This is a genomic window from Candidatus Pelagisphaera phototrophica (assembly GCF_014529625.1).
In the GTDB taxonomy this organism is placed as follows: domain Bacteria; phylum Verrucomicrobiota; class Verrucomicrobiia; order Opitutales; family Opitutaceae; genus Pelagisphaera; species Pelagisphaera phototrophica.
On record NZ_CP076039.1, the window covers coordinates 2619522 to 2631475 of the forward strand.

The following is an 11954-nucleotide window of genomic DNA, read 5'->3' on the forward strand; positions in this document are numbered from 1 at the left end:
GGGTCCGCCCCAGTCAACTTATAGCTCCTTAATATAAATATTCTTCCACCGTACCTGAGCACCCGGCCACCAGCGTTCTTGGCCTTGCGGGTCGTTGCGCCCATTGTTGTGCACCTCCAGCGAGATATGGCCCTTGCCCCCCGTCATTTCCGCGATTGCTTCAGCGTCGTAATTTTCCCATTTGAGATCAGCCATATCGAGTGCGGCAATTTTCAGGCCATTGACCCATGTAGTTACGGTTGGGATACGGCCTTCGCAACGCACTTTGAAGGTATTAAACTCCCCCACTTTCCATACCTTCAGGAATTCCTCTACATCCACCGCGTACGTTAGAATCGAACGCGTCTGTTCCCTGAGCTCCCCACGCCCTTTTTCCGGGTCAGCGGAAATGACGCGAACTGGCTTGCTGTCCTTATCGACAGCCGCATCGATGGCGAACGACATACCATGAATTCCCGCAAATCCGTTGCCATAGAACCCGCCGATTCCGCCTTGGGGACGAAAATCGCACAAGATCTGCAATCCAGGACTGCCTCCAGGCAATGTCCGTATGAGGAAACCGGTATCGGTTTTCCAATCCGGTTTCATGTCCACCATCAATTCGAAATCCCCAAAAGCCTCTTCCGACACCAAGTATGCCCCGACGCCGCTGGCCGGAGGATCCTGCTCGCCTACGATTGCGCCGTCGACAATCGACCACTTTCCAACGTTCTTGCGAGCGTTCTGCATCCACTCGCCATTCGGATCGACCTTAAACGGCGCCCCCGGATATTTGGGAACCGGCAATCGCGCCCTTGGCGCCCAACCCTCCAAAGTCTCTCCGTCGAATAGGCTGCGGAAACCGGGTGGAGGCGCATTGTCGGAAAAGGCGACAGTCTGAATGCCGAACCCCAGTAGAAACGCAGCCAAACCGAGCGATCTAAAATAGACGCATTTAGGGCAAGAAGAAAACATGATAACGATTTAGGTTAAGTGAACTCAGAACTCTATCGCATGCAAGATCGCGTTTATGATAATCCCACCGACTACCTCATGGATTTAAACGGAGCCGCCCATCGGAATCGAACCGACGACCTATTCATTACGAGTGAACGTAGTTGATATTCCTTTACGTTTTATTTGGTTCTAATTCGCTCTGCTCCAAATGGTTACAAAAACATAAGGAACGATAAACGAACCGCCAAAAACGTAGATAAACCCTAGTTTTTGCCCAATTTTTGAGATGACGGTTACACAACCACCCCCTACTCACCCATCAGCTTTGGGTTGGCCTCGACCATCTCGCGGGCCATTTTCTGTGCTTCGGCGATTTGATCGGAGGTCATTTTTTTGGCCAGCCTATCTCGATAAGTGATGCCAGTTTCATTTCCATTAGCCCCAGCAAAACTGTACCACACGTGGGGCTTAATTTGGTCCTGTAGAACGCCTACGCCCCTGTCATACATCCGGCCAAGTTTGTACTGAGATTCACTATCGCCTTGTTCGGCGGCTTTAGTGCACCACGCAAAAGCTTTCTTGTAATCCTGAGGAACGCTGTCGCCGTTGTAGTACATACGGCCAAGTTGTCTTTGTAGCGAAATTTTTCCTTGCTCGGCGGCTTTCGTGAACCAATTAACCGCTTGCTTGTAATCTTGAGGAACGCCTTCGCCATTTTATTGCAAATCTTTTCGAAATTTGCGGGCACCGGCGAAACTTTACGCTCTCCCGCAGAGATGACTGAGATTGTTCCAGTACCTAAGCGTTTCTAGACAGCTAACTCCTCGTCTTGAGCTCAGGTATCCCTCTCTTTCTTGACTACGGTAAAGCTGGAGGGTTTTTTGAGAGCCAAGATGCCTTTTTCTGCTCTCTTGCCATCACTTATTATTGCACTGACGATCGTTCTTCCACGCTCCTTAGGCCATGATGAGCAGAAAAAGCCTGCCCGTTCTGGAGAAGCTATTTACCAAACGTATTGTGCCACATGCCATGGTTTGAACTTCGAGGGAGGCAAGGCGCAGTCCCTTATCAAGGAGATCTGGCAATTCGGTAGCCAGCGCTACGCAATGCGCGACCATGTGAATTTTGGAATTCCGACAGTTGGCATGCCAGCTTTCGGAGCAGCTCTAACCAGCGAGGAGGTAGACAACGTGCTCGACTTCGTGGTTTCGAAGCAGGGGGTTGAGCCTACTGCCAATCCGTCTGCTCGAAGAGAAGTACCAAAGAAAGTCGAAACCGAGCTCAATACGCTAGAGGTAGAAGTTCTCGTCTCAGAAGGATTAGATATCCCAACGGGTATCGAATTCGTAGACGACCGCCGAGCACTCATTACTGAGCGGGCGGGCGGAATGCACTGGCTCATTGATGGCAAGCTGGACCCCAAAGAAATTCAGGGCCTGCCGCCTACCTGGTATTTTAGGGATGCCGGTATGCTGGATTTAGCTCTGCATCCAGAATACGAGGACGATAATAATGGATGGGTCTACATCGCCAATAGCCACCCTCTAGGAGATTCCAAGGATCGTAAAGCCCCGGCCATGCTTCAGATTATTCGAGGACGTGTAAACGATTACGATTGGATTGACCATGAGGTTATCTTCTCCATTCCCCGGAATGACTACACTGTTTCGAGTATTCATTTCGGAACTCGTATTCTCTTTGACAAAAAGGGGTATTTGTATTTCTCGACTGGGGACAAAGGGGTACCGGAAAACTCGCAAGACCTTTTTAGTGCCCAAGGCAAGATCCACCGCCTTCACGACGACGGTACCATACCGCAAGATAATCCTTTTTATAATCACCCCACCGATTACAAGAGCATTTATACGTACGGAAACCGTAACCCACAAGGCATAGACCAGCATCCTGCGACTGGGGAGATCTGGGCTACTGAACACGGACCGATGGGAGGCGACGAATTAAATGTCGTTCGTCCTGGTTTAAATCATGGATGGCCAATCACAACCTACGGCAAGAACCATGATGGAACCATAATTTCAGATAAAACCGAATACCCAGGTGTTACGCCTCCGATTCATTATTGGGTGCCGTCAATAGCTACTTGCCCCATTGCCTTCGTCAGCAGCAAGCTCTTTCCTGAATGGGAGAATCAGCTATTACTTGGTGCTCTGAAATATCAAGAAATTCGTCGCCTTGTGATCGAGGACGACAAAGTCATTAAAGAGGAAACTCTTTTTCAAGGCTACGGTCGCGTACGCGAACTAAAGTTTAGTCCCGATGGAGCCCTGTATGCTCTCACTAATAATCCTGATCAGTTGCTCCGCTTTAGTCCGAAAAAGTAGCTTATATCCGCTTTGACCAAAAATTAAGCTATGCTCCAATTTATAAATTCATTATGCACGACAATCGTCCCCTTTGCCCTCCAATTTTAGCAGCTTCACTTGTGTATTTTTGGACAGCGGGCGTTTTGGCACAAGATCATCCTGCTGAGGATAGATTCAAGGGTACGATCGGCCGATTCGCTGAAGTTTCTAATCCAGATATGCTGAAAAAGACTCGAGCACCCAAAAATGCTCCGAATGTAATATATATCGTACTGGACGATTGCGGGTTTGCGGATCTGGGTTGCTTCGGATCAACAGTGTCTACACCCCACATCGACTCCCTTGCAGCGGGGGGTTTGTATTTCAATAATTTCCATTCCAAGTCGGTTTGTTCTCCAACTCGAGCCTCATTACTCACAGGACGTAATAATCACATCGTCGGTATGAAGGAACTACCGGGAAATGACCAAGGCTATCCGCACACTCGTGGCCAAGTGACGTCTGCGGCTGCAAATATCGCCCAAATTCTTAGACGAAACGGTTACCTGACGATGCTAGCAGGCAAGTGGCATCTCGTGCCTAAACCGGATATGCACGACGCAGCGGACAGGACGCATTGGCCTCTGCAGAAAGGTTTCGATCGATTTCATGGATTTCTTTCTGGTTGGACGGACCAATACCGACCGGACCTCGTAATCGACAATAGGAATGTCAAGCCTCCGGCAGATTTCGACTACCATTTTTCGGAGGATATAGTGGATCAATCGATCGACATGGTAAACTCCAATACAGAATTTCGGCCAGGCTCTCCATTTTTTCTTTATCTCGCATTCGGGGCAATCCATTCGCCCATCCAAGTTCCAAAGCGTTACATTAACAAATATTTGGGGGCTTTCGATCATGGTTGGGATGTCGAGCGAGAATTGCGCTTCAAGCGACAACTAGCCAGCGGCCTTATTCCACAAGAATCGAAACTGCCACCAAGGAATCCAGGCGATCCAGCTTGGTCGGATTTGAACCAGGTCGAGAAAACAGTATTCGCCCGCTTCATGGAGGCCTACGCGGGATTCCTAGAGCATACGGACGAACAGATCGGTAGACTTGTTGCTCATTTGAAGCAGCATGCTCTCTTCGACAACACGTTAATCGTTCTCATCTCGGATAATGGCGGAGCTCCAGAGGCCGGCATCGAAGGTAATTTTGAGCATCCTTACAACGGAAATCTGACTGTAGAGCAAATGTATCAACGTTTGGATGAATTGGGCTCTCCCAGCACGCAGCCTCAATATCAACGTCCCTGGGCCGCGGTGTCTGGGACTCCATTTCAGTACTACAAGCTCTGGCCATTCAACGGAGGGGTGCGCACGCCGATGGTAGTTTCATGGCCAAAACGAATTAAAAATATAGGGCTTCGTGAGCAGTTCATTGATGTTATTGATATCACGCCAACCGTTCTAGATTTATTGGGAATTCCCGTACCTGATATTTTCGATGGAGTCGCCCAAATTCCATTACAGGGAGCTAGTCTTCGAAAAGTATTTGCTCGCCGGGATGCTCCTTCTCCACGCGATACCCAATTCTGGGAACTGTGGGGCGCCCGCTCAATCTACCATAAGGGGTGGAAGGCTGTTGCTTTTCACAAAAACGGTGCAGCGTTCGAAGATGATCATTGGGAACTATACGACCAGAATTCGGATTTTACAGAGCACTCAAACCTAGCAGACAAGCATCCCGAAAGGCTTAAAGAACTCCAGGCCCTTTGGTGGAAAGAAGCCGAAAAAAATAACGCATTACCCATGTTAGAAGCCCAACGAAACCGCATGAAATCCTACGACCAAATTTTAATTAAAAACGGATTGAAGTAATCGAAAGAAACGAGACCACCGTACGATTTTAAGTTAACGGTTACAAAATCAAAGGGGTAATTGATACAATAAGTCCAGGCTTGTGGGTATAAGGTATAAATTTGCCAATAACATTAACGTTTGCAAAAATATCCCTGATATCTCATATAATGATTACGCATCCTACCTTTTCCCACCCGCGAAACCGTGAGCCGGGGGTGTTGCACCGGAGAGGGGATTCACTACGCTCAGAAAGATAGTAACAGGGCGGTCGTGAAACATGCTGTAGTACATAAAAGCAAAAAATAGACCTCGACTTTTAGCCGTATGGATTACCTTCAAATATTTTACTACTTACTTCGTTATTTTGATCAGCCAAACATTTTGGCATGTGAAATGCAGTTAAAACTTATTCGTTTTTGAGCTTTTTTATACTATGACAGAAAGATCCATTTCGAGCGTTGTCCTTTTCGCTTTAACTGTAATTCCCAATCTCCCATTAGCCGAGGCTTACTGGCCCCAGTTCAGGGGCCCCGAGGGCCGTTCGGTGGCAATTGATCAATCACTGCCAAAATCGTTCGGGCCCAAAGAAAACGTTCTTTGGAAGACCGAAATTCCGGAGGGACACTCCTCTCCGGTGATTTGGGGCGACCGCATATTTATAACCGCCTACAAAGATTTGAAGCTACTCATGATCTGCATCAGAAGATCGGACGGCTCAATCCTCTGGCAAAACGAACGCCCGATCAAAGAATTGCAACGCTACTCCCACAAAGACAGCTCGGCATCGGCACCCACACCATGCACAGATGGAGAACAGGTCGCTTTCCTGTTCGGCGACTACGGTCTCGTCGTAAGCGACATGGATGGCAATCTGCTTTGGGACAAAGCCTTCCTGCCCTCTAGTAGCGATTTCGGCTACGGCGCTTCACCTGTTCTCGTCGACGGGAAGCTACTCATCAATTGCGATGGAGGCCTGCGCCCCGGGCTGCTCTGCTTGGATTTTAAAACCGGCAAAGAACTTTGGCATGCGGAACGCCCCGCAACGATTATCAGCTATTCTACACCTTATGTTTGGCCCCAAGGAAACCGTATTGAGATCCTTCAATGCGGATCCGGATCCATCGCTTCCTACGATCTATCGAGCGGTGAAGCCATCTGGCACGTAACCGAACTCCCGGGCTTTACCTGTCCCTCTCCTGTCGCCAGCGATGACAAAGTCTACTTCGGAGCGTGGACAACCGCCCATGTGACTGGAAGCACGAGAGTCGAATCACTCTTTTCCGAAGCAGATCAATTGACTCCAGAACAGCTTGCCAGCTTCCCGGCGTTCATGGACAGATTCGACAAAAATAAAGACGGCAAAATCGCTCCCATGGAATTTCCTCCTAGCCGAGCTCAAGATGCTTTCAACTTCAACGATCAAGACCAATCAGGATATTGGGAAAAAAAGGAAATAGCTCCATTGTTTGAAAACTCCGCCAGATCCCTCCGAGGTAGAAACATTCTTGTCTCCATATCCGCTGGAGGCAAAGGAGATATTACCGAAACGCACGTAAATTGGGAAAAGAGGAAAGCACTTCCTTATGTCGCCTCTCCGCTATTGTATCAAGATCGTCTATACTACGTAAAAAAAGGAGGCTACCTCACCGCCATTCATCCGATCTCGGGAGAACCGTTCTTCGAATCGAAAAAAATAGGCGTATCGGGAGAATATTACGCGTCACCCATTGGTGTCGACGGCCAGATCTTAGTCGCCTCTAAAGAGGGTATCATCACGCTTTTCAAGGCGTCTGACGAATTCGAGATCATCAAGAAAATCGATATGGAGGAATCCATACTGTCTTCACCCGCAATCGTCGACGAAACTCTATACCTTAGAACAGGCAGCCACCTTTGGGCATTTAGGGGCTGAGCCCTATTATCTCAGCGAATTTGGCCCTCGTAAGCCCCAGCGTGTCGCGTAAAAGACGCAGGCACCTATTTTGGTGTGACATGCCCAGAATTATAAACTAACTCTGGTTCAGGTCAACGTGATGTTTCAGCTTTCTGACGACAGGTCGGACACGTTGAACAGGCCCTTCTTCCAATCGTCAAAATCAGACCTTTTTATCCTAATAAGCCCAGACGTTAATACCTGTAATGTAGTTGCCATCATTGATTAAATCTTTGTTGTACTGGAACCAGATGTCTCGGGCACGAGTCCTTTCAACAGATTCATGGTGAGTGAATGTATTTATTATTCTAATACTCGTAATTTTTTTGATTTGCTCTGCTCCTCATCGTTACAAAAACATAAGGAACGATAAACGAACCGCCAAAAACGTAGATAAACCCTACTTTTTGCCCAATTTTTGAGATGACGGTTACACAGCATCCCGCTCTAATCACCCATCAGCTTTGGGTTGGCCTCGACCATCTCGCGGGCCATTCTCTGTGCTTCAGCGATTTGATCGGAAGTCATTTTTTTGGCAACGGTGTCCCTTTTGCTCGCCCCATCTGACCACCCGTTTGCAGCACGAATGTTGTACCACATATGGGCTTTCACGTAGCTTTGGGGGACTCCTTTGCCTTCGAGGTAAAAATCACCAATTTTGTCCTGATCCCACTGTTGCTCCGCAGCTTTTGTGTACCACTTAGCCGCTTGTTTGTAGTCCTGAAGGACGCCTTTGCCTTCCTCGAACATCTGTGCGATACTGGACTGAGAGTAGGGAATACCTTGCTCTGCGGCCATTGTGTACCACTTAGCCGCTTTCTTTTAATCCTGAAGAACAAGTTTGCCTTATTCTTAAAACCCGCCAACGTTATCCCGAGAACAGAACAGAGCAGACACTGCACTTGTTCGCGGTGAGAGATTACTCGATGGGGTAGGCGATAAATGACATCGTTCCCTTGACAAGGTCCACCTCGCCCTTGGCATAGATCATGTCACCATTGGAGAACTGGTCTAGGGTGTATATGGTGACTATCTTGCCGTTGCGTTTCCAAATACCCTGAAGGGTGCCTGCGACCAGGACGCCGTCGTTGTTAATGGTTCGAACATCTCCAGAGAAGTCGCCCTGGTTCTTGTCCGCACTGCTGCTGACAAAATCGTAGCTTAAGTAGACCTTGCCGTAACCTTCACCAACCTCGCCCTCAGCCGTCAGGGCGATGCCGTCGACGTTGCTGGTCCAGCTGGTGATATTAAAGTCCGCATCGAAGGACTCGCCGCTCACCTCAAAGGCATGGAGGGGCGCAGCGAGAACGGTTACCAGCATGGCGAGGATAAGGGCGGTATTTTTGAGTATCTTGTTCATAGAAGTTTTCCTTATTATTTTTGATTTACCGATTATGCATCAAGCCCAGTGAAGATGATAGGAGATTCAGCTCTCCCTTGGACTCATTTTCTTGATTCTGAGATTGATTAAAGAATACTGAATTGTGCGTTCGTTTTCCCTTCCGTAGGGACTTTGTAGGTACCGACACCAGCAACCCCATTCAGGTGCTTAAATTTTGCGGAGGCTGTGTGATGATGATTGATAGTTTTGAAGATCACTCCTCCATCAGCTTCCTTACCTTGGGCAGAGCCGCTCCCTTTGAGATAGATTACCTCTCCACGCTCGGTGCGTTAGAACCTCGTCGCCCTGGCCATAAATGCTGCAATCATTGCGTTGCACTTGGGTGTAGGTCCAGAGAGAATTGTAGATTGAGCCTTCTAATGTCCCTTTTGTGGAAAGTGACACTTCGTAATGTGCTCCCACAGCAGTAGGGGGCAAAACACGAATCCCTGCTACCTTACCAGTTTCATCTCTGAATTGTGGATTGTCTGGCATAATTAAATTTCTTTTCTAAAAATTTTGACTGAGAGCTTCATTTCATCTGTTTGAAGGATTTGAATAATAGACTTTTACCATCATTGACTTCGGAAGCCTTTTAAAGATCTAAAATGCTGGAAAGGCCCAGTGAAAGCGGGCGGCCAAAACCCATATTGCAACATGCGCTCTTTAGTTGCCTGAGGGGGATCGCCCAAAACCGTAATGGATGGGTTTGCTATGCCTGCCATAAACAGCTCAGTTCTAAGGTTCTCAAGATGCATTTGCTGTGTCGAATCATCAGGAAAGCATTCTATCAATGTGGCACGCTTCGGACTTGTTATATCATCAACGTAAATTTCATAGCTGCTCATCCCGTTTTCTTGCTCAATGCCTACCTGCTTGCCGACGTATTCACGAAATTGCGCGGGGTCTGTGACATCGAAGACGACGTAGCAATACCAATGTGAGCCTTCTTCGTTTATTTTATTTTTTTCATCCATGATTGCTAGGAATTTTCTTGTGGCGGAAAGGTCTCTAGGCTGACTGACTTTTTTGGAGCCACAGATCGCAGCTTCTCAACCTCTAACATCTTGGCATTCCTCCGTCTAACGGCGAACTTGTAATCTAAGGTCTTTAAAGACGTTCTGATCTGCTTACCGTTAAGCTTGTAGAGCAGGTAGTATTCGCCGTTGTTGAGGTACTTTACTAGGTTTGGGGTCCTAGTTTTGACGAACTTTCTTAGTGTGTGTGTAACCGTCATTGTCTCTAACGGTTACACAAGCCGGTTACACGCGTCAACAGGCTATTTCTTTCGTTTTCATAAACCCCTAATTATTAAAGGTTTAAATGGAGCCGCCCATCGGAATCGAACCGACGACCTATTCATTACGAGTGAATTGCTCTACCAACTGAGCTAGGGCGGCTTCGAAAAGGCGGATCGTGCTATTCGGCCTTCCAATGGCAAGCAGAAAAAATCCTGTTAAAACACCAAAGCTTCCCCCGCTATTGAACGAATTCCCTACGATACATACGCCATAGCTACGAATTCTGCTCCAATCGAATCTCAACGCTTGCTCCACCGTGAATCGCGCTTTCACTAGATCAAGTGAGCGAAACGGGACAGACAATTCGATTTCATTGCCAAAACATTCACTTGGACTCTGGAGAAATGGCGGCGGGAGAAGTAAGCTGCACAAAAGGGGAACCCCTAGAACTTACCCTCGGAACCAAATCAGGCGAAAGTATCAAACTCCCCGATACCGCCCATATTGCTCTCGGACGGGTAGATCCTCACGTCCACTTCCGTGAATGCGCCGAACCGACTCCCGAGGAAGTCGAAGCGTATGGCCCAGACGGGATCGACTATGACCAACTCATCCAGTCAATTCGAAGCACCAACGCCCAGTATTCGATCCGATCTGGCTGCCTCGCTGCCCTTAAAGGAGGCGTTTGCATAGTCGGCGCAATGGGAAATACGCCCTGGGGTCCCGTAGGCCCCTACCGGCACCAGCGATCTCAGGATTACTACACCGAAGCCAGCCTACTCCCTATTATTCTCTGGCCCCGAATGGAACCGGGGGGCCAACCTATCCCGGAACACGAGGGCAAGGACTTTGGCTCTACCTTTGGTGGCTCCGGGCTAACCGGACAAACCCGCCGCGACATGTACACCCTTTGGGAAGGCGAAGCGGTGTCCTATCATAATGACCAGACCCGTACCGATGAAACCATAACCGAATTCAAAAATCGGACGCATCCTGACCCTCGACTCCTGCATCACGAGTACTTTGACGGATCCACGGTCTTGGCCTGTCAAAAAGAGACCATGGATTTGGCAGAATCCGTCGGTGTATCCAGTCTGCTCGCGCGGCACATTCCAACGGGTCCGTCTCTGCAGCAAATTTTGGATCGAGCCCGAAACGCATCCTTCAAGCTTCCCGCCGAAATCGGATTGGACTATATTTACTGGTGCCGTGAACGCCTACTGGAACAAGCTTCAGAGATCGCTCTTATCAACTACCGTCGACCCGCCCATCCAAGCCGCGAGGACCAGCAATCGCTCATCCGACTAATCCAGGAAACCGTCCGAGCCGGCTACTCTATTTTCTTCGGTTCCGACCATGCGCCTCACGCTCGAGCGGCGAAGGAATTCAAGAATGGTCTCCCCGAAAGTCCGGGTACTCGAAATATCGAACACAGTCTTCAATACTACTTCGAGCTTGCCTCAACGTACGGCTATACGTGGCACGATATCGATCGGCTTGCTTCGATCAATCCTGCCAAGCACGTTTCTCAGTTTTTCCCGTTTCCTCTGGAAATCGGAACCCTGCAGTCCGGAGCCATGGCCAATTTAGCGATCTTCGACGAAGCGGCTGGTTACCGAGTCAACGAAGCGAAGCTCACTCAAGAACTGGAAGACCCAGAGTACCACAGTGCTCTCCAGGGAGAAACCGGTCTCCGCGGCCAGTCCCTCTTCACCGTTGTCAACGGCAAGGTCTACGACGTTAAGTCCAAAATCACAGCGTTAAACTAGATGCAAGGAAGGCGACGATCTGGATCTAACGGTTCGCGTCCATACCTACGCCTACATCGATACGGTAAATTCCCAAGCAGGCCTCAATTCAGAAATCGAAAACAAGCAAGTACGATCAAACTGATCGCCGCGGCACCAACAAATCTTAAGAGGGCAGTTAATAAGTTCTAATCCAAATCACTGAGAAAGCAGAGACCGACGTACCCCATGTGGTTATGAAAATGCTAACGCCTGGCACACTAGCTAATCAAAAACCTGTGGAACCTAGATGTTCAGAGTCTTGCAGCTGCCTAGCTCGCTTTAATGACTGTAAAGTGTTAGTTTTTCTTGAAAACCTATTATAACACGAAGCCTATCGGTTAGTCTTAAGTCACTTGAATTTTTCTTTTTGAAAGTGGTGGCGAGACCCGGAATCGAACCGGGGACACAAGGATTTTCAGTCCTCTGCTCTACCAACTGAGCTATCTCGCCGCACCTAAGTCCCCAAGGCTTTACCTTGAGAAGATTTCGGACAATAGAAGCA

General features: G+C 48.5%; 9 protein-coding genes, 3 tRNA genes and 1 pseudogene. 4 read left to right on the forward strand and 9 right to left on the reverse strand.

The annotated features are described in order from the left end of the window. Positions 1–18: 18 nt before the first annotated feature. The 4 genes and pseudogenes from GA004_RS11250 to GA004_RS18225 form a co-directional block, all read right to left on the reverse strand. Complete coding sequence (locus GA004_RS11250; RefSeq protein WP_283393962.1) at positions 19–954, reverse strand: 3-keto-disaccharide hydrolase; 936 nt, start codon at positions 952–954, stop codon at positions 19–21. A gap of 89 nt (positions 955–1043) precedes the next feature. Then, positions 1044–1142: transfer RNA gene (locus tag GA004_RS11255), tRNA-Ser, on the reverse strand. A 102-nt stretch (positions 1143–1244) separates the two neighbouring features. Further along, entirely contained in the window at positions 1245–1580 is a 336-nt protein-coding gene (locus tag GA004_RS11260) for a tetratricopeptide repeat protein (RefSeq protein WP_425492933.1), read from the reverse strand. A gap of 9 nt (positions 1581–1589) precedes the next feature. Next, positions 1590–1646: pseudogene (locus GA004_RS18225) on the reverse strand (SEL1-like repeat protein); the annotation flags it as partial. Between the two features lie 183 nt (positions 1647–1829). Between GA004_RS18225 and GA004_RS11265 the strand changes: the two are divergent. The 3 genes from GA004_RS11265 to GA004_RS11275 all read left to right on the forward strand — a co-directional run bounded on the left by GA004_RS11265 (position 1830) and on the right by GA004_RS11275 (position 7019). After that, entirely contained in the window at positions 1830–3278 is a 1449-nt protein-coding gene (locus GA004_RS11265; protein WP_283393964.1) for a PQQ-dependent sugar dehydrogenase, read from the forward strand. A gap of 53 nt (positions 3279–3331) precedes the next feature. After that, a complete protein-coding gene (locus GA004_RS11270) occupies positions 3332–5125 on the forward strand; it encodes an arylsulfatase (RefSeq protein ID WP_283393965.1) in 1794 nt (597 codons plus the stop codon). A gap of 415 nt (positions 5126–5540) precedes the next feature. After that, positions 5541–7019, forward strand: a complete 1479-nt coding sequence (locus GA004_RS11275; protein WP_283393966.1) for an outer membrane protein assembly factor BamB family protein — start codon at positions 5541–5543, stop codon at positions 7017–7019. A gap of 468 nt (positions 7020–7487) precedes the next feature. Here the strand turns inward: GA004_RS11275 and GA004_RS11280 are convergent, their stop codons facing one another. The 4 genes from GA004_RS11280 to GA004_RS11295 form a co-directional block, all read right to left on the reverse strand. Further along, positions 7488–7838, reverse strand: coding sequence for a tetratricopeptide repeat protein (locus tag GA004_RS11280; RefSeq protein WP_283393967.1), 351 nt, complete (start codon positions 7836–7838; stop codon positions 7488–7490). A 121-nt stretch (positions 7839–7959) separates the two neighbouring features. Beyond that, a complete protein-coding gene (locus GA004_RS11285; protein ID WP_283393968.1) occupies positions 7960–8400 on the reverse strand; it encodes a hypothetical protein in 441 nt (146 codons plus the stop codon). A gap of 596 nt (positions 8401–8996) precedes the next feature. Next, positions 8997–9398: a hypothetical protein gene (locus tag GA004_RS11290; RefSeq protein WP_283393969.1), complete on the reverse strand. Its 402-nt coding sequence runs from the start codon at positions 9396–9398 to the stop codon at positions 8997–8999. A 347-nt stretch (positions 9399–9745) separates the two neighbouring features. After that, positions 9746–9821, reverse strand: a tRNA-Thr gene (locus tag GA004_RS11295). Between the two features lie 182 nt (positions 9822–10003). Here GA004_RS11295 and GA004_RS11300 point away from each other — a divergent pair. Continuing rightward, positions 10004–11431: an amidohydrolase family protein gene (locus GA004_RS11300; RefSeq protein WP_283393970.1), complete on the forward strand. Its 1428-nt coding sequence runs from the start codon at positions 10004–10006 to the stop codon at positions 11429–11431. 395 nt (positions 11432–11826) lie between these two features. On the opposite strand, the gene GA004_RS11305 is transcribed toward GA004_RS11300, so the two are convergent. Beyond that, a tRNA-Phe gene (locus GA004_RS11305) sits at positions 11827–11902 on the reverse strand. Positions 11903–11954 lie beyond the last annotated feature (52 nt).